Below are 22,860 nucleotides of genomic sequence, written 5' to 3'. Positions count from 1 at the left end.
TCTCAGGTCGAGGGCCTGGTGATGGTGGCCATGGCGCGGTCCGGTTCCCAGTGGGCGCGCAGCGAGGTGATGAGGCCGGACTCGTCGACGGTGTAGATGAGGACGCAGTCGATGGACATGGTGGAGCCGTCGCCCATGGTGGTGGTGATGGTGGCGACGTTGGTGCAGCAGGGGCCGTTGGCGAACGAGTCGTTGATCTCGAAGCGGAACCCGCTGATGGTGGCGATGAACGAGTCCCAGAAGGCGGCGATGCCGTCGGGACCGCGGTGGCCCTCGCCGGAGGGGTCGAGGAAGGACGGCCCGACGGGGTCCTCGACGAGGGCGCCGGGGGCGAACAGGGCCAGCCACTCCTCCCGGCGGCCGGCGCCGACGGCGGTCATGGAGGCGCGGGCGGCCCGGCGGGCGGGGTGGTCGGCGTCGGGGGCGTGCCAGATGAGGGCGTCCATGACCGAACTGTAACGTGTTCTCGTTTTACGGTCAGCCGTTCACCTTCGCGATCACGGTCTCGGCGAACCGCTCCAGGTTCGCGATCTTCTTGTCCAGCGGCTGGGTGTCGGGGCCCTTGGCGTAGGGCATCCGGAAGCCGACGATCACGTCGGTGACGCCCTTGTCCTCCAGCCGCTTCACGCCGTCGGGGGTGTAGGCGTCGGGGGAGATGACGTGCACCTCGAAGGGCTCGCCGGCCTTGCCTTCGGCCTCCCGGATCCGGTTCAGCCGGGCGAGGAGGTCGTCGAGGTCGTCCGGGCCGCCGCCGTGCATCCAGCCGTCGCCGCGGACGGCGGCGCGCCGCAGCGCGGGCTCGCTGTGCCCGCCGACCAGGATCGGGATCGGCTCGGCCGGCGCCGGGCACAGCTTGATCGCCGGGATGTCGTAGAACTCGCCGTGGTACTCGAAGTAGCCGCCGCCGGCGAGCCCGCGGACGATGTCGATGGCCTCGTCCATCCGCTTCCCGCGCCGCTCCCACGGCACGCCCATGACCTGGAAGTCCTCGCGCCACGGGCTGACGCCGACGCCGAGGCCGAGGCGCCCGCCGGTGAGGCAGGCGATCGAGGTGGCCTGCTTGGCGACGAGCACCGGCGGGCGGACGGGCAGCTTGAGGACGAACGGGGTGAACCGGAGGGTGTCCGTCACCGCGCCCATGGCCGCGATCAGGGTGAACGTCTCGATGAACGCCTTGTCCTCGAGGAACTCGCGGCTCCCGTCGGCGGTGTAGGGGTAGGTCGAGTCGGACTCGCGCGGGTAGGCGAGCGAGTCGGCGACCGACATGCTCGTGTAGCCGGCCGCCTCGGCGGCCCGGGCCAGCGGCAGGTAGAACGACGGGTCGGTCATCGCCTCGGCGTAGGTGAACCTCATGGCGACCGATACTAGAACCGGTTCCAGTTCGAGGCCAGGGTCCGTCCCGGTGGCCGGGGGCGCCCGCGGCGCGCATCACGGCTTGTGCAAGAAATCACATCCCCCCCTTGCTCGCGCGTTCGGCGCGGTGGTTCGGTGGGGGGATGAGGGACAAGATCGCGATCGTGACCGGGGGGACGTCCGGGATCGGTAAGGAGATCGCGCGCGGCCTGGCGCGCGCGGGGTTCCTCGTCGGGATCGTGGCCCGCAGCGAGATGCGGGCGAGGGCGACGGTCGACGAGCTGACGCGGGACGTGCCGGGCGCGCGGATCGAGACGTTCTTCGCCGACCTGTCCGTGCAGCAGGACGTGCGGCGGGTCGCGGCGTCGCTGGAGGAGCGGTTCGACCGGCTGGACGTCCTGGTCGACAACGCGGGCGTGCACCTGATGCGGGCGAAGGAGAGCGCCGACGGGTTCGACCGGATGGTCGCGACGAACCACCTGGGCCCCTTCCTGCTGACGAACCTGCTGCTCGGGCCGCTGAAGAAGGGCGCGCCGTCGCGGATCGTGGTGGTCGCGTCCGAGGCGCACCGGTTCGCCGACCGGCTGGACCCCGCGCGGATGGCGGAGCCGGGCAACTACCGGGCGGCCGGGTCCCTGCGGGTGTACGGGCGGTCGAAGCTGATGAACATCCTGTTCGCGCAGGAACTGGCGCGGCGGCTCGACGGCACCGGCGTGACGGTGAACGCGATGTGCCCGGGGTTCGTCGCGACCGGGCTCGCCCGCGACCTGCCGGGGAGCGCGCGGATCGGCGGCCTGCTCTCGCACACGCCCGTGATGCGGACGCCGGCGCAGGGCGCGCGGATGGCGCTGCGGCTCGCGCTGGACGAGGAGTTCGAGGGGCGCACCGGCGGCTTCTACAGCTCGACGCCGGGCGCGGGGCTGATCCCGGCGGCGGGCCCCCTGAAGGACGAGGTGCTCCGCCGCGCGGTGTGGGACCGGTCGGCCCGTCTCGTCGGGCTGCCGGTGCGCTGAGGCGGCCCCGGCCGGGGGCGCTTCGCCCGAACGCTTGGGCGCCGCGGAGGAAGGCCCTAGGCTCTGAGCGCGTGAGCAACGTCCCCCCGAACCAGCCCGCGCCGTGGAACCCGCGGCCGGGAGCGCATCAGCCCGGAGCGCCGGCGCCGGTCCCCGGGCGCCCGCAGCCGCCCGCCCCGCCGGTTCCGCCGGGTCCGCCCGGCGCGCCGGTGCGGCCCGCCCTGGATCAGGGCGAGGCCAGGCCGTCGGCGGTCAAGGACCTGTTCACCGGGGTCGGCTACCTGCTGCGCGGCATCGGCTGGACGGCCCGCAACCCCGCGCAGTGGCTGTTCGGCCTGATCCCCGCGCTGATCGTCCTGGCCGCCTACGCGGCCGGGCTGGTGACGCTGGCGTTCTACCTGGGCGACCTCGCGGGCTGGGTGACCCCGTTCGCGGACGGCTGGTCGGACGCGGCGCGGGCGGGGACGCACGTCGTCGCCGGCATCGCGATCTACGGCACGGCGGTGTTCCTCGCGGTGCTCACGTTCACGGCCGTCACGCTGCTGGTCGGCGACCCCTTCTACGAGGCGATCGCGGTGCGGGTCGAGGAGTCGCAGGGCGGCGCGCCGCCGGACCCGGACGTCCCGCTGGCGGTGCAGATCGGGCGGGCGATCAAGGACGCGCTGGTGCTCGGGCTCGTCGCGGTGCTGTTCGGGGTGGTGTTCTTCGCGGCCGGGTTCCTGCCGGTGGTGGGGCAGACGGTGGTGCCGGTGGTCGCGGCCCTGGTGTCCGGGTACTACCTGGCGGGGGAGTTGACGTCGATCGCGCTGGAGCGCCGCGGGCTGCTGCGCAAGGAGCGGTTCGCGCGGCTCAAGGCGAACCGGGCGCTGTCCGTCGGGTTCGGCGCGGCGACCTTCGTGGTCTTTCTCATACCGCTGGGCGCGGTGTTCGCGATGCCGGGCGCCGTGGCGGGCGCGACGCTGCTGGCCAGGGAGCGGCTCGCGGACGGCCCGGCGGTCACGGGCGGTCATCTCGGCGTCGCCGGCCCGAACTGAGGCGATAGGAAGATGTGTCCTCAGCGTGATGAGCCGTCGAACGCAATGAATGATCTTCGCGTACCGTGTTCCGCATGTCCGATCAGGGGGAGCGCGGTGTGCGCTGGACCGACATGAGCGAGAGCGACGCGGCCGGCCGGCCGCCGGCGCCCGACGCGGGGCGCGCGACCGGCCCGCAGGTGGTCTCCTCCGAGCCGAAGGTGCCGGAGGTCTTCATGCCCGCACCGCACGGCCGTACGGATTTCTCCGACGCCGGCGAGGAGCGGCCGCACGACATCTGGGGCAAGGTCGAGAGCCAGACCTCCCCGGGAGCGCCCGACGCCGGGCAGGAGGCCGTGCCCGCGCGGGAGAGCGCGCCCGAGCAGGAGGCCGCGTCCGAGCAGGAGGCCGCGGGCCGGCAGGGGCCCGCCGCCTGGGAGGAGCCGGCCCGCGAGGACCGGCCCGGCCCCTGGGGGCGGCCGGAGGCCGAGGAGCCCGCCGCGTGGGGGGAGCCGGCCGCCGAGCGCGAGCCCGCCGCCCGCCGGGAGCCCGAGACCGCGTATGGGAACGAAACCGTGTACGGGAACGAGACCGAGCCCGGGTTCGGACCCGGCGCGGAGGCCCGGCGCGACGCCGAGCCGGAGCGCGAATCCGGGTCCGTGTACGGGAGCGGCGCGCTGCCCGACGCCGAGGACGTGCGCGTCGCGCCCGTCCCCGCGGAGGGCCAGGAGCCGCCCGGCTGGGAGGGCTCGCTGTTCGAGGACGGGCCCGGCGCGGCCTCCGCGGACGAGGCGCCCGCGGTGCAGGTCGGGCTGGCGGGCCCGGCGAAGGCCGGCAAGCCGAGCAGCGGCAACTGGCAGATGCCGGACTGGATGGCCGACGAGGCGGCCGCGGACGCCAAGCTCGGCGGTTCGCCCAGGTCGTCCGCTGACGTGTTCGACGAGGGCGGCGGCCGGTCCCGGCTGGTGCTGATCGGCGGCGTGGGCCTGCTGGTGGTCGCGCTCCTCGCGGCCGGCGGCGTCTACTACATGACGCACAGGACCGACGAGCCGGCGGCGGACCCTCCCGTCAAGACGGGAGGGGCGGGCACCGGCGCGCAGCCCGACGAGCCGCAGGTGACGATCCCCGCCGACAGGCCGCTGAAGCGGTTCCCGGGCAAGCCGAGCAAGATCCTCGGCCGGCTGACGGACGCGGCGTCCGGGCTGTCCTACCCGCGCCTCGCGGCGCCGTGGCAGCTGCCGACCAAGAAGAACAAGCTGAGCACGCCGGGCTGGTCGGGGCAGCAGATCATGGTCACCGAGCGGCACGGGCAGCAGCTCTGGTACGGCCAGCTGCTCACGGGCGTGCTGCCGCCGACGCTGCTGGGCGCCTACAAGGGGCCGGGGAGCGTCAAGAAGACGACCGCGCTCGCGGTGAAGGGCTACGAGTCGCAGTACTACGCGTTCCCGCACAAGTCGGCGCCGCTGGCGTCGCAGGCGCTGAACGTGGACGGGCACCGGGGCTGGCTGATCGCCTCGTACCTGACCTACAAGCGGGCCGGGGTGCGGGCGACCGGCGAGATCGTGGCGACCGCGGTGATCGACACGGGGCGGAAGGCGCCGGCGGCGGTGTTCGCGTCGCTGCCGAACACGAACCGGAAGGCGTGGCCGGACCTCAACGAGTTCCTCGGCCAGCTGAAGGTCGCGGCCTGACCCCCCTTAAGTACCGAATGTCGTTCTAATAGGCTGGCGCCGATCCCCCACGGAAAGGTGCAGTCATGGCGATCGGGCTGACGGAGGAGCACGAGGCGCTGGCGGCGTCGGTGCGCGGGTTCGCCGAGCGGAACGTTCCGCCGGAGGCGGCGCGCAGGGCCGATGCCGGGTTCTGGCCCGCGCTCGCGGCGCAGGGGCTGCTCGGCCTGCACCTGCCCGAGGACGCGGGCGGTCAGGGCTTCGGGCTGCTGGAGCAGGCCGTCGCGCTGGAGGAGCTCGGCCGGGCCCTCGCGCCCGGCGCGTACACGCCGACCGTCCTGGCGTCGGCGATCCTGCACGCCGCCGGGGCGGGCGGCGACCTGCTCGCCGGCCTCGCGGACGGCTCGCGGAAGGCGGCGGTCGGCCTCTCCGGCGGCCTGGAGGTCCACGGCGGCACGGTGTCCGGCACGGTGGGTCCGGTCCTGGGCGCACCGCTCGCCGACGTGTTCCTGCTGCCCGCCGGAGACCGCTGGGTGGTCGCCGGACGGGACGAGGTCACGGTCGGCGAGCTGGAGTCCCTCGACATCACCCGCCCGGTCGGCTCGGTGACGGCCGACGGCCTGCACGTCCCGGACGACCGCTTCCTCGACGCGCCCGACGCCCGCGCCCTCGCGGTCGTCCTGCTGGGCGCCGAGGCGTGCGGCGTCGCGGGGCGCGCGCTCGACGACGCGGTCTCCTACGCCAAGCTCCGCGAGCAGTTCGGGCGCCCGATCGGCCAGTTCCAGGGCATCAAGCACAAGTGCTCCCGGATGCTCATCGCGGTGGAGCGCGCGCGGGCGGCGGTCTGGGACGCGGCGCGGTCGTTCGGCGACGCGCCCGAGCAGCGCGCCTACGCGGTCGGGGTGGCGGGAGCGCTCGCCGCCGACGCGGCGGTCCTGTGCGCCGAGGGCAACATCCAGGTCCACGGCGGGATCGGCTACACCTACGAGCACGACGCGCACCTCTACTACCGGCGCGCCCTCACCCTGCGCGCGCTCCTCGGCAGGGCGAGCGGCCACCGCGCGGACGTCGCGGCGCTGGCGGTCGGCGGCGTCCGCCGCCCGATGGGGATCGAGCTGGGCGAGGACGCGGCGCCGCTGCGCGAGGAGATCCGCGGGCGCGTCGCCGAGATGGCCGCGATGGAGCCGCTCGCGCAGCGCGCCGCGATGGCGGAGGGCGGCTGGGTGACGCCGCACCTGCCGAAGCCGTGGGGACGCGACGCCGGGCCGCTGGAGCAGATCGTCATCCAGCAGGAGCTGAAGGCGGCGAAGGTCAGGCCGGTCCCGCTGATGATCGCGGCGTGGGTGGTCCCGTCGCTGGTCCAGTACGGCACGCCGGAGCAGCAGGAGCGGTTCCTGCCGCCGACGCTGCGCGGCGAGATCGTCTGGTGCCAGCTGTTCTCCGAGCCGGGCGCGGGCTCAGACCTCGCCGGGCTGCGCACCCGCGCGGAGCGGGTCGAGGGCGGCTGGCGGATCAGCGGGCAGAAGATCTGGACGTCCCTGGCCCGGGACGCGCAGTGGGGCGTCTGCGTCGCCCGCACCGACCCGGACCGGCCCAAGCACGACGGCATCACCTACTTCATCGTGGACATGGCGGCCGAGGGGATCGACGTCCGGCCGCTGCGCGAGTGCACCGGCGACGCGGTGTTCAACGAGGTGTTCCTGGACGGCGTGTTCGTCCCGGACGACCGGGTCGTCGGTCCCGTCAACGAGGGCTGGCGCGTCGCCCGCAACACCCTCGCCAACGAGCGCGTCGGGCTGACCAGCTCGTTCCAGCTCGGCGGGGACGTCCCGAAGCTGCTGAGCCTCGCCGCCGAGCTGGGCCTGGACGGCGACCCCGTCGTCCGCGACGGCATCGGCCGGCTCGCCTGCGACGAGCACGCGTTCAACCTGCTCGGCCTGCGCGCGACGCTCAAGCAGCTGTCGGGCACGGACCCGGGCGCGACGGCGAACGTCCGGAAGCTGGTCGCGATGGAGCACGGGCAGCAGGTGACCGAGTTCGGGTTCGCGCTCCTCGGCGAGGAGGGCGCGCTGACCGGCGGCTGGAAGGACGGCCTGCGCCCGCGCTGGACCCGCTACCTGCTGGCGTCCCGCGCGATGTCGATCGGCGGCGGCACCACCGAGGTCAACCTCAACGTGATCGGCGAGCGCATCCTCGGCCTCCCCCGCGACCCCGACCCGTCCACCCCCGCTCGTTGAGGTGCGGCGAGCCGTCGTCCTGGACGCCGCCATGACGACGGCTCGCCGCATTCCGGCGGAGTTCGGGTAGCGTCCAGGCGCAATGGGGGAGCGGACGCGGCATCTGGTGGCCGCGCTGACCGGGCTGGGGCTCGGGCTCGCGGCACTGGGGCCGGGGCTCGCGCCCGGGTTCGTGCTGTCCTACGACATGGTGTTCACGCCCGATCCGGCGTTCACGCCGATGACGTTCGGGCTGACGGGGACGGTCCCGCGGCAGGTGCCGAGCGACGCGTTCGTGACGGCGCTGGCCACGGTGATCCCCGCCGACGCGGTGCAGAAGCTGATCCTGCTCGCGATCTTCGTGATGGCGTGCATGTCGGCGGCGTCGCTGGTGCCGACACGGCGGCTGGCGCCGCGCCTGGCCGCCGGGGTCTGCTACGCCTGGAACCCGTTCGTCGCCGAGCGGCTGCTGCTCGGCCAGTGGGCGCTGCTGCTCGGGTACGCGGCGCTGCCGTGGGTCGTCGCGGCCGCGGCCCGGACGGCCGAGAAGGGCGGGACGCGCCGCCTCGTCCGCGCGCTCGTGCCCGCCGCGATCGGCGGGTTCGCCGCGCTGACCGTGGCGGGGCTGGCGGCGCTGGTCGTCGCGCTCGTGTCGGCACGGCTGCGGGGCGCGGTGCGGGTGGCCGGGGCCGTGGCCGCGCTGAGCCTGCCGTGGCTGCTGCCCGCAGTGCTGCGCCCGGCGGGCGTGCCGGGGAACGGGACGGCCGTCGACGTCTTCGCGGCGCGGGCCGACACCCCCTTCGGCGTGCTCGGCAGCCTCCTGACGCTCGGCGGCATCTGGAACGGCGAGACGGTGCCGCGCGGCTACGGGACGCCGGTCCTGGCCGGGTTCTGGCTGGCCGTGGTGCTCGGCTCGCTCTTCGCGTACTGGCGCTGGTGCCGGGAGCCGGAGTGGCGGCGCGGCGCGGCCGGCGCCGCGGCCGCCGGGTTCGTCCTGGCGGCGCTCGGCGCGGTGGCGGCGCCGGTGCTCCGGGGCGCGGTCGGGCTGTGGTCCGGGTTCGCCGTGCTGCGGGACGGCCAGCAGTACGCGGCGCCGCTGGCCGTCGTGGTCGCGGTGGGCCTCGGCGTCGCCGCGGACCGGGCGATCGCCGCGCGGTACGCGATGGTCGCGGTCGGCGCCGTCGCGGCGCCGGTCCTGCTGCTGCCGACGCTGGCGTGGGGCGCGGCGGGCGACCTGCGCGCCGTCCGCTACCCGGACGACTGGGCGCGCGCGCGGGAGATCATCGCCGCCGACTCCGCGCCCGGGGACGTGCTCGTGCTGCCGTGGGCGCTCTACCGCGGCTACCCCTGGAACCACGGGCGGCGCGTCCTCGATCCGCTGCCCCGCTACCTGCACCGGCGGGTCGTGGTGAACGACGCGCTGATCGTCGGCCGGACGACCATCGCCGCCGAGGACCCGCGGGCGATCGCGCTCGCCCCGGCCGCCGCGCACCCCGACGCGGCCACGCTGCGTGACCGGGGCGTCCGGTACGTCGTCGTCGACTCGGAGACCGGCCGGTACCGGCCCACCGGGGCCGTCCCCGTGCTGATGGGCCCTGACCTGGCCGTTTACCGGATCGACGGGGCCGCGGCGGGCCGCGAGGACCGCGTTCCGGCGGCGCCGGTGATCGTTGCCTGGATCGCGGCGAGTGTGGTGGTTTTCTGGTCATTCCTGGCCTCAGGCACTACTCTGGGGCTTCCGTTACTCGGGAGTATCCGTCGCCGCAGCCCCGACCGCCTCCCTCACCACAGTCGAAGGGCCCCCTGATGCGCATCGCCATCGCCGCACTCGTCGGCGTCCTCCTCGCCGCCGGAGCCTCGTTCGGCGTCGTGCAGCTCGCGAACTCCTCGCAGAAGGACCCGGTCATCAAGCCGATGTACAACTACGGCGCCCCCTGACCAGCGTGACCTGATGGGGAACCGGCGTCCCGGTCCCGCCCTGCTCGAGGTCGTCGTGCCGGCCCGCAACGAGGCCGGCCGCCTCCCCGCCGGGCTGGACCTGCTGAGCGACAGGCTCGCCGCGCTGCCGGCGCGCGCCGAGGTGATCGTGGTCGACAACGCCAGCACGGACGGGACGGCGGAGATCGTCCGATCCTGGCGCGGGCCCGTCCCGGTGCGGCTGCTGACCTGCGAACGGCCCGGCAAGGGCGCCGCGGTCCGCACCGGACTCCTCGCCACCCGCGCCCCCTACATCGGGTTCATGGACGCCGACATGGCCACCGACCTCGCGGCGCTGGACGACGCGCTCGCCCTGCTGCGCGAGGGCCGCACCGTCGTGGTCGGGTCGCGGCGGCACGCGGAGTCCGTCGTCGAGGGGTACGCGCTGCCGGTCCGCCGGCTCGGCGCGATCACGTTCAACCGGATCGTCCGCGACCTGGTCGGCGGCATCCAGGACACGCAGTGCGGGTTCAAGTTCTTCGCCGGTCCGCTCGGCCGCGCCGCGGCGCGCGACCTGCACACCACCGGGTTCTCCTTCGACGTCGAGCTGCTCGCGCACTGCGTGCGGCGCGGCGCGCCCGTCACCGCCATCCCGGTCGTCTGGCGCGACCGCCCCGGGTCGACGTTCTCGGTGCGCCGGCATTCGCTGCAGTGCCTCGTCGACCTCGCCCGCATCCGCGCCCGCGTCGCGGGCCCGCTGATCCCCGCCCCGGCGCCGGCGCCCGAGGCCGTCCTCGGCCCGCTGCCCGCCCTGCCGGACCGGGGCCTGCCGTCGGCGTCGAGCGCCGGACAAGGATGAACGGACCCCTGAGGCTGGCGGTCGTCAACTGGCGCGATCCCTGGCACCCGGCCGCCGGAGGCGCCGAGCGGTACGCGTGGGAGATCGCCCGCCGGACGGCGGAGGGCGGCGCCCGCGTGCACTACGTGACGTCCCGGGCGTCCGGGCAGCCGCGCCGCGACCGGGTCGACGGCGTCGACGTCGTCCGGCTCGGCGGGCGGTTCACCCTGTACCCGCTCGTCCTGCTGTGGCTGCTGCGGCGGCGGTTCGGGCGCGGCGGCCGCTTCGACGCCGTGATCGACTGCCAGAACGGCATCCCGTTCTTCACGCCGTGGGCGCTGCCGCGCCGCGTCCCGGTGTTCTGCGTGATCCACCATGTCCACGACGCCCAGTTCGGCGTCCACTTCCCGCCGTGGATGGCGTGGATCGGGCGGACGCTCGAAGGGCCCGTGAGCCGCTGGACGTACCGGAGGCACGCCTACGTGGTCGTGTCGCCGTCCACGCTGCGCGCGGTGCGGGAGCGCCTGGCCTGGAAGGGCCCGGTGTACGTCGTGCCGAACGGCTGCGACGGGCCGCCGGACGTCCGCGGCGCCGTCGCCACCGGGCACCCGCAGCTGGCCTGCGTGACGCGGCTCGTCCCGCACAAGCGGCTCGGCCTCCTCCTCGACCTCGCCCGCCGCCTCGCCGACCGGCACCCGGGGCTCCGGCTCCACATCATCGGGACGGGCCCCGAGGCGGACGCGCTCGCCGCCGGGATCGCCGAGCGCGGCCTGCACGGCGTCGCGGTCGCCCACGGCTACGTCACCGAGCACGTCAAGGCCGCCCTCGTCGCCGCGTCCGACCTGCACGTGAGCACCTCGCAGGGCGAGGGCTGGGGGCTCAGCGTCATCGAGGCCGCCGCGCTCGGCGTCCCGTCCGTCGCGTTCGACGTGGACGGGCTGCGCGACGCCGTCCGCGACCGCGTCACCGGCTGGCTCATCGGACCGGACGACGAGCCGGCCGAGGCGGTGGAACGCGCGCTCAAGGAGCTGGCCGAGCCGGGCCGCCGCGACGAGGTCGCCGGGCGCTGCCGGGCCTGGGCCGCCGAGTTCGACTGGGCGCGGACCGCCGCCCGGATGGGCGAGCTGGTCGAGGCGGCCGTGCGGGCCGGAACGTCGTCCACCGCCGATGACCGGGCACAGGTCGTGCACCGGTACGGTGACGTCCACCTGCGCGTGGTGGAGGGCCCGGTGCGCGACGAGCTGCTCGCCGGCCCCGGCGAGGTCCGCGAGGTCCGCGAGGCGACCACCGTCGAGCGGCTGCTCGGCCGGCCCCGCTCCACCGGCGAGGCCGCCCGCGGCGACCTCGAGTAGGACCGGCCGGACGAGGCCGGGCGGCGAAGGGCGGGAGGAGAAGGGGCGAGCATGGCAGTGGGAGAGGCGAGCCCGCCGCGCGCCGGCGCGCCGCGCCCGCCCGCCCCCGGCCCGCGCCCGCCGGACGGCCCGGACGCCGCCGCCCGGCTGCGCGAGCGGCTGCGCGTCGCGGCGTGCTGCCTGGCGCTGACCGCGCTGGCGTTCGGCACCCGGCCCGGCCTCATCCTCGCCGACACCAAGATCGACATGGCGGTGAACCCGCTCGGGTTCCTCGGCCGCGCGCTGCACCTGTGGGACGCCGAGCAGTTCGGCCAGCTGCAGAACCAGGCGGTCGGCTACCTGTTCCCGATGGGTCCGTTCCACGCGCTCGGGCACCTGGTCGGGATGCCGCCGTGGATCACCCAGCGGCTCTGGACGTCGCTGCTGCTGTGCCTGGCGTTCGCCGGGACGTGGAGGCTCGCGAACCGGCTCGGGATCGGCGGGCCCGGCAGCCGGCTGATCGCCGCGATGGCGTACGCGCTGGCGCCGAACGCCCTGGCGACCCTCGGCCAGATCTCGTCGGAGTACCTGCCCGCCGCGATGCTGCCGTGGATCGTGCTGCCGCTGGTCACCGCCGCGTCCGGTGAGGGCGGGCGGGTGCGCGCCGCGGCCCGGTCGGGGCTCGCGGTCGCCTGCTGCGGCGGCATCAACGCGACCGCCACCGTCGCGGTGCTGATCGTCCCGCTGGTGTACGTGATCACGCGGCCCCGCGGGTCGCACCGGATCCGGCTGCTGGCGTGGTGGTCGGCGGGCACCGGCGCGGCGATGGCGTGGTGGCTCGTCCCGCTGACGCTCACCGGGACCTACGGCTTCTCCTGGCTGACCTACACCGAGAAGGCCGCGACGACGACCGCGCCGACCGGCCTGATCAACGTGTTCCGGGGCGCCGAGCGCTGGGTGAACTACCTGATCGTCGACGGGCGGATCTGGTGGCCGGTCGGGCACGGCCTGTCGGTGGGCGCGCTGCCGGTCGTCTGCACCGGCCTGATCGCCGCGCTCGGCCTCGCCGGGCTGCTCGGCCGGCTGCTGCCCGAGCGGACGTTCCTGCTCCTCACGCTGCTGGCCGGGGTCGCGGTCATCACGACGGGACACCTCAGCGACATCCCCGGCCCGTTCGCCGCGCAGGCCCGCGACCTTCTGGACGGCCCGCTCGCGCCGCTGCGCAACCTGCACAAGTTCGACGCGGTGGTCCGGATGCCGCTCGCGCTCGGGCTGGCGCACCTGCTCGTCGTGGCCGTCCGCAGGCCGGGGCGCGCCCAGGTGCGGGGCCTGGCCGAAGAGCGCCGGCCCGGCGCGCGCGGCGTGCTGCGGGCCGTGCTGAGCGTGCCCGCCGTCGCGCTGGTCGCGCTGGCCGGGATCGGCGCGACCGCCGTGTCGAACGGGCTGACCGGCCCCGGCTCCTTCGCCCAGGTGCCGAAGTACTGGCGGGACGCGGCGTCGTGGATCAACGCGCGGGCCGGGCAGCAGGGCGTGCTGGCGCTGCCCGGCGCCCCGTTCGGCGAGTACGTGTGGGGCCGGCCGATGGACGACATCGTCCAGCCGCTGCTCACGGCCCGCTGGGGCGTCCGGCAGCTCGTCCCGGCCGGGTCGCCCGGGTACACCCGGGCGCTGGACGCGATCGACCTGCAGGTCCGCTCCGGCCAGGGGTCGCCGGGCCTCGCCGCGTTCCTCGGCCGGATGGGCGTGCGGTACCTGCTCGTCCGCAACGACCTGAGCCGCGAGACGCTGCGCGGCGCCTGGCCCGCCCGGCTGCACCAGGCGCTCGCCGACTCGCCCGGCATCCGCCGGGCCGCCGCGTTCGGCGCGCCCGTCGGCGGCGACCTGGTGGACGACGCCGTGTCCGCCACGGACCAGAGGTACCCCGCGCTGGAGGTCTACGAGGTCTCCGGCGCCGACGACGTCGCGAACCTGTCGGACGCGTCCGGCGCCCTCCGCGTGTACGGCGGGCCGGAGTCGCTGCTGGCGATGGCCGACGACCGGGCGCTGCCGTCCGGGCCCGTCCTCCTCGACGACGACGCGCCCGACCTCGGCGGCGAACCCGTCGTGACCGACTCGCCCCGCCTGCTGAAACGCAACTACGGCGAGCTGCACCAGACGTCGCCGACCTTGACGCAGGCGCACAGGAGGCAGGCCACCGACGTCCTCGACAAGGGCTGGAACCGGTACACCACCCACGTCGCCTACGGCGGCGGGGTCCGCGACGTCACGGCGTCGTCGTCGGCGGCGAGCGACGACGCCATCCCGCAGTCCCGCAAGCCGGGCGCCGGGCCGTACGCGGCGCTGGACGGCGACCCGTTCACCGCGTGGCGGACCGGCGGCTGGAACGGGCCGGTCGGGCAGTGGCTCCGGGTCGACTTCGACCAGCCCCGCGACGTCCGCGACCTGACCGCCGTGTTCGACCAGGACTCCACGCTCGGCCCCGCCGTCGCGCGGGTCGCGGTGCAGACCGAGACCGGCACCGTGGAGCAGGACGTCCAGCGGACCTCGTCCCCCCAGCCGCTGCGCGCCCCGGAGGGGACGAGCCGCTGGCTGAAGCTGCGCATCACCGGCCTCGCGACCAGGCCGGCGGTGCCCGCGTTCGCACGCGCCGGGGTCTCCGAGCTGAGCATCGGCGGCGTCCGCCCGACCCGCACCTACACGCTGCCGGCGCCGTCCGGGGTGAAGGGCCAGGCCACCTACGTGATGAGCCGGGCCCCCGGCGGCACGTCCGCGTGCATGCGGGGCAGCGCCCGCTGGGTGTGCTCGTCCGCCCTCGCGAACGACGACGAGGAAGGCGACGGCCTCGACCGCGCCTACACGTCCGCCGTGGCCGGGAAGGCGCCGCTCACCGGGACCGCCGTCCTCACCGACGAGCGGCTGATCGCCCGGTACACCGCCGTGGCCGGGCAGCCGCTCGTCACCGCCACCTCCGTCCAGTCCGACCACCCCGCCGACCAGGCGCGCTCGGCGTTCGACGGGGACCCGTCCACCACCTGGATCGCCGCGGACAAGGACCCGGCGCCCGCCGTCTCCGTCCGGTGGAAGGGCCGCAAGCGGCTGTCGAAGCTCACGCTGAGCCGGCCGCCCGGTGCGTCCGGGCCGGTCCGGGTGCGGGTCGAGGGGCAGAACGGCGAGTACCGCGAGGGCCTGTCCGACGGGCTGGGCCGGCTGTCGTTCGCCCCGATGACCACCGACCGGCTGACCGTCACCTTCCCCAAGGACGACCAGGCCGGGCCGGTGCAGCTGACCGACCTCGTCGTCCCCGGCGTCCGGCCGCTGCCGGACGTGTCCGGCTCCCCGCTGACGCTGGCCTGCAGGTACGGGCCGAAGGTCCGGGTGGACGGGACGACCGTGCAGACGAAGGCCACCGGCACCTTCGGCGACCTGCTCGCCGGGCGCCCGCTGCGGTTCGCCGCCTGCCGCCAGGCGCCGCTGAAGGCCGGCCGGAACCACCTGACCTCGGTGCCGCTCGACGCGTACCGCATCGACACGGTCACCGTCGGCCCGCAGGCGATCGCCAACGGCACGGGCGCGAACGCCGGAGCGCAGGCCGGCGCCGGGGCGGGCGCGCCGCAGCCGGTCAAGGTGCTGAGCTGGGGATCCGGGTCCCGCACGCTGGAGATCGACGCGGCGAAGAACTCGTTCCTCACCGTGAACGAGAACTTCAACACCGGCTGGCGCGCCACCGCCGGCGGCACCGCGCTGCGCGCCGTCCGGCTCGACGGCTGGAAGCAGGGCTGGCTCGTCCCCGCCGGGACGAAGGGCGTCGTCCGGCTCACCTACGCCCCGGACCGGTCGCAGCGGATCGCCGTGGTCGCCGGCCTCAACCTGCTGCTCGTCCTGCTGCTGGTCGCCGTCTGGCCGGCGCGGGAGCGGCGCGGTCCCGGACCGTCCGGCGGCCGTGCCCTGGTCGCCGGGACCGGCTGGCCCGCCTGGGCCGCGCTCGGCCTCGCCGCCGCGCTCGGCGGCTGGATCGCCGGGATCCCCGGCCTCGCCGTCACCGCCGCCGTGGCGGCCGTCTGCGGCTGGGCGAGGACCGGGCGGGCCTGGCCGCTGCGCGCGCTCGCGTCGTCCTGGACGGTCGTGCTCGCGATGGTCGCCGGGGCCGGGTGCCTCGCCGCGGGGAACCGGTTCGGGCTGCTGGACAACCCGTCGAAGCCGGACGGGCCGCTCGGCGACGTCGTGCCGCAGCTGCTCGGGCTGGCGATCGTCGGACGGGTCGCGGTGGAGCTGTGGCGGCCCCGGCCGCGCGGCGGGCCGGACGGCGCGTCCGGCGGCCGGATCGAGCTCAGCTGGGCCGCTCCCGGGCAGGGGCCCGCCGGGACCGGGCCCGCGCCCGCGGCGCCACCGGGTCCGGAACCGTCCGGCCGGGGTCGGCGCCGCCGCGGCCGGCGCGCGGGCGGCGCCGGCGCAGCAGCGCCGCCACCGGCTTCTCCACCAGGTAGTAGCTCGCCGTCGCCGCTGCGATGGACGCCGCCGCCAGCAGGGGCAGATCCGTCAGGACATGCCCCCGGTACATCCGGTCCGCCGCGTCGTACCAGGCCAGAAGAATGATCATCTGCCAGAGGAAGACGCCGTAGGAGATCCGGCCGAGGAAGCGCATGACCCGGTTGCCGAGCACGGCCTCGATCACCGGGTGCCCGGCCGGCGCGAACGCGATCGGCGCGACCAGCGCCACCGCGACGAGCCCGAACACCACCAGGTGCAGGACGGACGTCCACAGCGCGTCCGGCGTCTGCAGGGTGTACGGGCCGGTCGCGGGCGTCGCGGCCACCACGTACAGCATCGCCGCCGCCGCCCAGCAGGCGCCCCACGAGTCGGCGACGGCCCGGCACATCGCCGCGACCGGGCGCCGCTGGTCGAGGCGCGCCCACACCGTCACCACGGCCATCGCCATGCCGATCGCGAACCACACGAAGAAGTGCGGCAGCCACAGGCCCATCTGGGTGTGCCGGTCCGGCACGAACATGAAGATCACGTACACGAACGAGAGCGCCCCGTACACGCCGATCGCGCGCAGCAGCCGCTTCGCGCGCACGCCCGGGTCGCGCGTCGGGACGCGCCGGGCGTACCAGGCGAGCAGCGGCGCGGTCAGCGGCAGCAGCGCGTACCAGGCGGCCTCGACCACCAGGCTCCACGTCTGGCCGATGCGGGCCGGGCCGAGGCCGCCGCCCCACCACGGGTCGGGCAGGTACGTCTGCGTCAGCGTCAGCAGCGAGCCCCAGGTCAGCGGGTCGCCGAGGTGCCCGCGCGCGGACGTGACCATGAAGACGACGATCAGCGCCCAGTACGCGGGCATGATCCGCAGCACGCGCTTGAGCAGGTACTCGCCGGTGCGCGGCGCGGCCCGGCCGTCCAGCGCCGCCGCCGCCCACGGGCGGTAGAGCAGCAGGCCGGAGAGCGTGAAGAAGATCGGCACGCCGACCTGGCCGCCGTTGAACAGCCAGCCGGAGCCGCCCTCCCGGGTCATCGCGCCGGACGCGCTCGCCACGTGGAACGCGAGGACGGCCAGCGCGGCGAGCGCCCGGACGCCGTCCAGCGCGTCCTGGTGCCCGGAGACCGGCGGCGGGGCGGGCCCGGCCTGCGGCGGCGCGGGCCTCACGGGCCGGTCTTCCGCAGCACGAGCAGCAGGTTCCAGGTCGCGACCTCCCGCAGGCCCGGGACGCGGACGATCACGGACGCCCAGCGCGGCAGGTAGCGGGGCACCGCGGCGACGACCTCGACGTCGCCGTTGCCGCGCGCCCAGGCGAGCGCCGCCGACACCGACACCGGGTGCAGGCTCGCGCCGTACCGGTTCCTCGGCGGCCGTCCCGTGCGGCGCTCGTAGCGGCGGGCGGCCCGGTCGCCGCCGAGGTAGTGCCAGGGCGACGTCTCGTGGCCGCCCCACGGGGACAGCCAGTTGGTGAACGACAGGAACACCAGCCCGCCCGGACGCGTCACCCGGACCATCTCCCCGGCCATCCGCCACGGGTCGGGCACGTGCTCCAGGACGTTGGACGAGAAGCACACGTCGGCCGAACCCGTCCGGTACGGCAGGGCCAGCGCGCTGGCGACGAGCGTGTTGGGCGCCGGGGGCCCGAGCGCGGTCAGTTCCTTGATGTCGTGGTCGATGCCGGTGCAGCGCGCCCCGGCCTTCTCCAGCGCGCGCGCGAACTGGCCGAGGCCGGTCCCCACGTCGATGACGGTGGCGCCGTCGAGGCGGGTGTACGTGCCGAGCTGCGCGACGGTGTCCTGCGCCATCAGCCCGTAGAAGTACTCCGGATCGGTGCCCTCGCGCCGGAACGCGCCGAAGAGCCGGAGGCTCCGGCCGAACGTGGCACGGTGGCCCGGGGCGGCGCGACCGTCCTGCTCGGGCGCCGAGGCAGCTGCCGGCCAGTCCATGGGCAACCTCACGGATCACGGGGAGTACAGGCGGAGCTTACCGGCCGGTACACGGTCACCGGGAGCGGTCGCCGGCCCACCCCCCGGGGATGTGCCGACCGTGCCCGCGCTCCATGGCCAATATGGGAAGATTCTTCGGATTTGCACGGTGGGTGGCCGGTGCTATTGGACGGGCGGTTTGGCAAGTCCTGTAGCCTGACCGCGCACGCCGGAATCCGGCCTCACGGCCCGGGGAACGGACCGCAGTCCCGGAGGTGTTCATGCGGCGACCGGTGGTCGGCCTGATCCTGATCGGCCTGGGCGCCTTCTTTCTCGCGCTCGCGCCGTTGGTCCGGTTCTACGTGGCCGACCAGGTGGTGCAGGCGCCGCTGAACCGGTACCAGGTCACCCGGCTGGAGTCGCCGAACAGCACCTACTTCGACCAGTCCGACCTGAAGCTGAAGAACGGCGTCACGCTGCGGGCCAACAACACCATCCGCGGCGACGTGCGGGCCAACGGCGGCAACAACAAGATCGCCGTCTGGGACTCCACCACCGACATCTACGACCAGGCCAAGCCCGACACCCCGGTGCAGATCCAGAAGTTCCGGATCGCGTTCGACCGCCGGACGGGCGTCCTCGTCAACTGCTGCGGCGCCAACGTCGAGGGCGACAGCACCGTCCGCATGTCGGGGTACGGGCTGCTGTTCCCGATCGGGAACGTGCAGAAGCGCGACTACCCGTTCTTCGACATGACCACCAAGCAGCAGGCGCCGATGCAGTACGGCGGGGTCGAGCGGGTGCACGGCCTCGCGACCTACCGGTTCACCCAGCACATCCCGCTGACCAAGACGGCCTCGCTCGACACCAAGATGCCGGCGAGCATGCTGGGGCTGCCGGCCGACAAGGGCAACCAGAAGGCCGACCGCTACACCGAGGCCTACAACACGATGTGGGTCGACCCGCGCACCGGCATCCCGGTCAAGCAGCGGGAGAACATCCGCAGCTGGGTGCAGACGCCCGACGGCAAGGGCAAGATGATCGTCGCCCAGGCCGACCTGATCACCCTCGACAAGGACCAGCGGGGCCTCGTCTCGATGGCGGACAAGACCGCGCTGCAGATCGACCTGGTGCGCAGCTACGTCCCGGCGGGCGCGGTGTTCGTCGGCCTGGTGCTGCTGCTGGCCGGCGGCCTCCTCGGGCTGATGCGCGACCGGACGCCCCCGCCGATCGAGGCGCCCCGCCGTCCCGACGGCAAGTTCGGCGACGCGGGCCCGCCCAAGCCTCCCGGCGCTCCCGGCGCCGCCGCGGCCCCCGGCGGGACCGCTGCGGCCGCGCCGGCGTCGGCGGCCGCTCCGCCCGGTTCGTTCGCGGCCCGCGCCGCCGCCCCGGACGCGCCGGACGCATCCGGTGCCCAGGGCGCGGCTCCGGCGCCGTCCAAGGGCACCGGCAGGCCGCAGGCGCGGCGGGCGCCGTCCGACGGCCGCCAGCGCCGGCTGCCGTCGCGGCGCCGCTGAGCCCGCTCCTCGCCCGCTTCTCGCTCGCCAAGGCCCCGCAGGCCCCCTCCGGGCCGCGGGGCCTTCGGCTGTCCCCACTCGCGCTGATACGTGTTCTAGAGCCGACCGGACCCCCGCGTCGGCATGTTCTGCGTGCCTCAGCGATTTCCCCAACTAGAACCTGTTGCAGTTTTGCGTGGACCCGCCTAGGGTCGAGGCTGTGCGGACACGAGTCACCGAACAATTCGGCATCGAGTACCCGATCTTTGCGTTCAGTCACTGCCGCGACGTCGTCGCGGCGGTGAGCCGCGCCGGCGGCATGGGCGTCCTCGGCGCCCTGTACTTCACCCCCGAGGAGCTCGAACTCGAGCTCAAGTGGATCGACGAGCACGTCGGCGGCAAGCCGTACGGCGTGGACGTGGTGATGCCCGCCAAGTACGAGGGCGCCGACCTCGGCGACGCCGAGGAACTGGTCGGCAAGCTCCAGGGCATGATCCCGGCCGAGCACCGCAAGTTCCTGGAGGACCTGCTCCAGGAGCACGGCGTCGAGCCGTCCACCGAGAGCGCGAGCAAGGTGCTGCTCGGGTGGACCGACCAGACGGCCCGGCCGCAGGTCGAGATCGCGCTCAAGCACCCGATCGCGCTGCTGGCGAGCGCCCTCGGCCCGCCCCCGGCCGACGTCGCCGAGCTGGCCCACCAGCACGGCGTGAAGGTCGGCGGCCTGGCCTCCAACGCGCGGCACGCCCGCAAGCAGGTCGAGGCCGGCGTGGACATCATCATCGCGCAGGGCACCGAGGCCGGCGGCCACACCGGCGACGTGTCCACGATGGTGCTGATCCCCGAGGTCGTGGACGCGGTCGGCGAGGACACGATCGTCCTCGCGGCGGGCGGCATCGGCCGGGGCCGGCAGATGGCCGCCGGCCTCGCGCTCGGCGCCGACGGCGTCTGGACGGGCTCCATCTGGCTGACCGTGGACGAGGCCGACACCCCCGAGCGGGCGCTGCCGAAGCTCCTCGCGGCCACCTCCCGCGACACCGTCCGGTCCCGCGCCTGGACCGGCAAGCCCGCGCGGTTCCTCAAGACCGCGTGGACCGAGGCGTGGGAGAGCGAGAAGTCCCCGGGCTACCTGCCGATGCCCATGCAGTTCATGCTGATCGCCGACGCGCTGCCGCGCATCGCCCGGTCCGGCGACGGCGAGCTGGTCACCTTCCCGGTCGGCCAGATCGTCGGCTCCATGAACCAGGTGAAGCCGGCGGCCCAGGTCGTCTACGACCTGATCGAGGAGTACGTCGAGTCGATCGAGCGGCTCAACGCGATCACCGAAGGCTGACCCCGCAAGGGCAGGGACGGCGGCCGGGGCGGTACGCCCCGGCCGCCGCCGAACTCCCGGCTGTCAGAAGCGGGTCATCCACGACAGGGCCCGCGCGACGACGTAGTAGACGGCGCCCGCGATCGCCCAGTTGATGTAGAGCTGCTCCTTCGGGTCCGGCCGCGTGAACGCGTCGTGGAACGGCGTCGCGAGCCAGCGGCCCGTGGTGAGCGTCGCGTGCACCAGGCCATTGCCCGGGTTGGCGCCGCCCCAGGTCAGCAGCATCCCGAGGGCGAGGATGAACGCCGCCGCCCAGCCCGCCGACAGGATCATCGCGCTGACGGGGTTGTGCCGGCCGCGCGCCCACCGCCGCGGCCTCCGCACCACCACGGTCTTCCCCGCGCTCTCGTCCGCGGGCGCCGCCGCGGCCGTCCGCCGGGGCCAGGCCCAGCGCCTCCGGGGCTCCGCCGGCGGCTCGCCGTCCGCCGTGCGGCCCCGTCCCAGGTACCGTCCTATCTGGAGAGCCATCGCCTGCTCATCCCTTCCATGACCGGCTTGCGTCCAGCCGTGCCACGGAGGGAGCCGCGCAAACACCGCCCCCTTTTCGGACGGTCCGATACCCGCCCGCGATCACATTTCAGCCGGTATCGAAACGATCCCGCCCTACGTTGCCGACCATGGAACCTGCGGTCGCCGCCATGCCGGAACACGTCGCCATCGAGCCGAGCGTCCTGTACTTCGGAACCCCCGTCGTCCTCCTGACCAGCGCGAACGAGGACGGCTCGGACAACCTCGCGCCGATGTCGTCGGCGTGGGCGCTCGGCCGGACGGTCGTGCTCGGGCTCGGCGCCGAGGGGCAGACCGCCCGCAACCTCCGGGAGCGCCCCGAACTGGTGATCAACGTTCCGGGGCCGGAGCAGTGGCGGGCCGTGGAGCGGCTGGCGCCGCTGACGGGACGCGACCCGGTGCCTGCGGCGAAGGCGGGCGCCTTCCGGTTCGAGCGGGACAAGTTCGCCGCCGCCGGGCTGCGGCCCGAGCCGTCCGAGACGGTGGGGCCGTCCCGCGTCGCCGAATGCCCGCTGCAGCTGGAGGCCCGCGCCGAGCGGGTGCGCCCCGGGGCGTCCGGCGGCTTCGTCATCGTCGAGGCCGACGTCCTGCGCGTGCACGCCGACCCGCGCATCGTCGTCCCGGGCACCCACCACGTGGATCCGGCCGAGTGGAGCCCGCTCATCTACAACTTCCGCCACTACTTCGGCCTCGGCCCCGAACTCGGCCACACCTTCCGCAGCGAGACCCCTCGAACCCCGTAGCCCGGAACCGGCCGCTCCGCCTCCGCCGCCCTCGCGTGACCGGGGCGCTTCCTGACGGCTCCGCGCCCCGGACCGCGGGTGCTACTTGCCGTGGTAGACGGGGGCGCGCTTCTCCTTGAAGGCCTTCGAGCCCTCCTTGGCGTCCTCGGTGGCGAAGACGGGCCAGCCGATCTCGTCGGAGACCTTGAGCGCCTCCTCCTCGGGCAGGTGCTCGGTCTCGCGGACGGCGCGCAGGATCGCCTGGACGGACAGCGGCGCGCAGGCGGCGATCTGGTCGGCCATCTCGCGGGCGACGGCGAGGGCCTCGCCGTCGGGGACGACCTTGTTGATCAGGCCCATGGCGAGGGCCTCCTGCGGGGTCACCTCGCGGGCGGTGAGCAGGATGTCGAGGGCGGCGGCGTAGCCGATCTGGCGGGGGAGGCGGACGGCGGAGCCGCCCATGGGGAACAGGCCGCGCTTGGCCTCGAAGAGGCCGAGGGTGGCGCCCTCGGCGACGACGCGGAGGTCGGTGCCCGCCAGCAGTTCGGTGCCGCCGGCGACGGCGTAGCCCTCGATGGCGCAGATGAGCGGCTTGGTCGGGCGGCCGTCGCGGAGCAGGCCCTTCCAGTGGTAGTCGGGGATCTGCGCGGCGCGCTCCGCGACGCGGGGGTCGGACGGCGGCTGCGACATGGCCTTGAGGTCGGCGCCGGCGCAGAAGGTGCCGTCGGCCCCGGTGAGGATGCCGACGCGGACCTCGGGGGTGTCGGACATGTAGGCCCAGGCGTCGGCGAGGCCGACCAGCATGGCCGTGCTGAGCGCGTTGCGCGCCTCGGGCCGGTTCATCGTGACGATGACGACGTGGCCGTCCCGCTCGACGGTGCAGTGCTCGGTGCTGATCGGCAGCAGCTCGGCCATGGATGTCCTCCTGCGATGGGCAAAACAAGAACAGATTCTAGTTAAGGCGATGCGCTACCGGTAGGGGTTGCCCTGCAAAACGAGAACGTGATCTACTTTGG

The 22,860-nt window shown here is 74.7% G+C and carries 17 protein-coding genes and 1 pseudogene; 12 read left to right on the top strand and 6 right to left on the bottom strand.

Going from position 1 to position 22,860, the window contains the following annotated elements; translation table 11 throughout:
- Positions 1-2 precede the first annotated feature (2 nt).
- Together J4557_RS19850 and J4557_RS19845 are read right to left on the bottom strand one after the other, a co-directional pair.
- Positions 3-446: a nuclear transport factor 2 family protein gene (locus J4557_RS19850; RefSeq protein WP_208268220.1), complete on the bottom strand. Its 444-nt coding sequence runs from the start codon at positions 444-446 to the stop codon at positions 3-5.
- Positions 447-477: 31 nt separating this feature from the next.
- Positions 478-1,353, bottom strand: a complete 876-nt coding sequence (locus J4557_RS19845; protein ID WP_208268219.1) for a TIGR03619 family F420-dependent LLM class oxidoreductase — start codon at positions 1,351-1,353, stop codon at positions 478-480.
- Between the two features lie 143 nt (positions 1,354-1,496).
- Here J4557_RS19845 and J4557_RS19840 point away from each other — a divergent pair, with 143 nt between their 5' ends.
- From J4557_RS19840 to J4557_RS49735, 9 genes and pseudogenes are all read left to right on the top strand, one after another.
- Complete coding sequence (locus J4557_RS19840; protein ID WP_208268218.1) at positions 1,497-2,366, top strand: SDR family NAD(P)-dependent oxidoreductase; 870 nt, start codon at positions 1,497-1,499, stop codon at positions 2,364-2,366.
- 71 nt (positions 2,367-2,437) lie between these two features.
- A complete protein-coding gene (locus tag J4557_RS19835; protein WP_307800085.1) occupies positions 2,438-3,400 on the top strand; it encodes an EI24 domain-containing protein in 963 nt (320 codons plus the stop codon).
- 74 nt (positions 3,401-3,474) lie between these two features.
- Positions 3,475-5,070, top strand: a complete 1,596-nt coding sequence (locus tag J4557_RS19830; protein ID WP_208268217.1) for a hypothetical protein — start codon at positions 3,475-3,477, stop codon at positions 5,068-5,070.
- A 65-nt stretch (positions 5,071-5,135) separates the two neighbouring features.
- On the top strand, positions 5,136-7,286 hold the full coding sequence (locus tag J4557_RS19825; protein ID WP_208268216.1) for an acyl-CoA dehydrogenase family protein: 2,151 nt from the start codon (positions 5,136-5,138) through the stop codon (positions 7,284-7,286).
- Positions 7,287-7,368: 82 nt separating this feature from the next.
- Positions 7,369-9,072, top strand: coding sequence for an MmpA family trehalose lipid delivery protein (locus tag J4557_RS19820; RefSeq protein WP_208268215.1), 1,704 nt, complete (start codon positions 7,369-7,371; stop codon positions 9,070-9,072).
- Entirely contained in the window at positions 9,072-9,203 is a 132-nt protein-coding gene (locus J4557_RS50980) for a hypothetical protein (protein WP_264159724.1), read from the top strand. Before J4557_RS19820 ends, J4557_RS50980 begins: the two co-directional genes overlap by 1 nt.
- 13 nt (positions 9,204-9,216) lie before the next feature.
- Positions 9,217-10,041: a glycosyltransferase gene (locus J4557_RS19815; protein ID WP_208268214.1), complete on the top strand. Its 825-nt coding sequence runs from the start codon at positions 9,217-9,219 to the stop codon at positions 10,039-10,041.
- On the top strand, positions 10,038-11,372 hold the full coding sequence (locus J4557_RS19810; protein ID WP_208268213.1) for a glycosyltransferase family 4 protein: 1,335 nt from the start codon (positions 10,038-10,040) through the stop codon (positions 11,370-11,372). Before J4557_RS19815 ends, J4557_RS19810 begins: the two co-directional genes overlap by 4 nt.
- A 51-nt stretch (positions 11,373-11,423) precedes the next feature.
- Positions 11,424-14,597, top strand: a pseudogene (locus tag J4557_RS49735) (alpha-(1->3)-arabinofuranosyltransferase domain-containing protein); the annotation flags it as partial.
- Positions 14,598-15,678: 1,081 nt separating this feature from the next.
- On the opposite strand, the gene J4557_RS49730 reads toward J4557_RS49735, so the two are convergent.
- Together J4557_RS49730 and J4557_RS19800 are read right to left on the bottom strand one after the other, a co-directional pair.
- Positions 15,679-16,992 (bottom strand): acyltransferase family protein, encoded by a 1,314-nt coding sequence (locus J4557_RS49730; RefSeq protein ID WP_307800083.1) that lies wholly within the window; start codon positions 16,990-16,992, stop codon positions 15,679-15,681.
- Positions 16,989-17,771, bottom strand: coding sequence for a class I SAM-dependent methyltransferase (locus J4557_RS19800; protein WP_208268211.1), 783 nt, complete (start codon positions 17,769-17,771; stop codon positions 16,989-16,991). Before J4557_RS19800 ends, J4557_RS49730 begins: the two co-directional genes overlap by 4 nt.
- Positions 17,772-18,031: 260 nt before the next feature.
- Here J4557_RS19800 and pgfA point away from each other — a divergent pair, with 260 nt between their 5' ends.
- Both pgfA and J4557_RS19790 read left to right on the top strand, forming a co-directional pair.
- Positions 18,032-19,267 carry a cell envelope lipid trafficking protein PgfA gene (gene pgfA / locus J4557_RS19795; RefSeq protein ID WP_208268210.1) on the top strand — a complete coding sequence of 412 codons (1,236 nt, stop codon included), beginning with the start codon at positions 18,032-18,034 and terminating at the stop codon, positions 19,265-19,267.
- A 199-nt stretch (positions 19,268-19,466) separates the two neighbouring features.
- Positions 19,467-20,576 (top strand): NAD(P)H-dependent flavin oxidoreductase, encoded by a 1,110-nt coding sequence (locus J4557_RS19790; protein WP_208268209.1) that lies wholly within the window; start codon positions 19,467-19,469, stop codon positions 20,574-20,576.
- A gap of 63 nt (positions 20,577-20,639) precedes the next feature.
- On the opposite strand, the gene J4557_RS19785 is transcribed toward J4557_RS19790, so the two are convergent.
- Entirely contained in the window at positions 20,640-21,083 is a 444-nt protein-coding gene (locus J4557_RS19785) for a hypothetical protein (protein ID WP_208268208.1), read from the bottom strand.
- 149 nt (positions 21,084-21,232) lie between these two features.
- On the opposite strand from J4557_RS19785, the gene J4557_RS19780 reads away from it, so the two are divergent.
- Positions 21,233-21,865: a flavin reductase family protein gene (locus J4557_RS19780; RefSeq protein ID WP_208268207.1), complete on the top strand. Its 633-nt coding sequence runs from the start codon at positions 21,233-21,235 to the stop codon at positions 21,863-21,865.
- Positions 21,866-21,946: 81 nt separating this feature from the next.
- Here J4557_RS19780 and J4557_RS19775 read toward each other — a convergent pair whose 3' ends face one another.
- Positions 21,947-22,759 carry a crotonase/enoyl-CoA hydratase family protein gene (locus tag J4557_RS19775; protein WP_208268206.1) on the bottom strand — a complete coding sequence of 271 codons (813 nt, stop codon included), beginning with the start codon at positions 22,757-22,759 and terminating at the stop codon, positions 21,947-21,949.
- Positions 22,760-22,860 lie beyond the last annotated feature (101 nt).

The organism is Actinomadura nitritigenes, from assembly GCF_017573545.1.
GTDB classification, from domain to species: Bacteria; Actinomycetota; Actinomycetes; order Streptosporangiales; family Streptosporangiaceae; genus Spirillospora; species Spirillospora nitritigenes.
The sequence above is the reverse complement of the archived record's forward strand: the minus strand, read 5'-3'. Positions and strand labels throughout refer to the sequence as shown.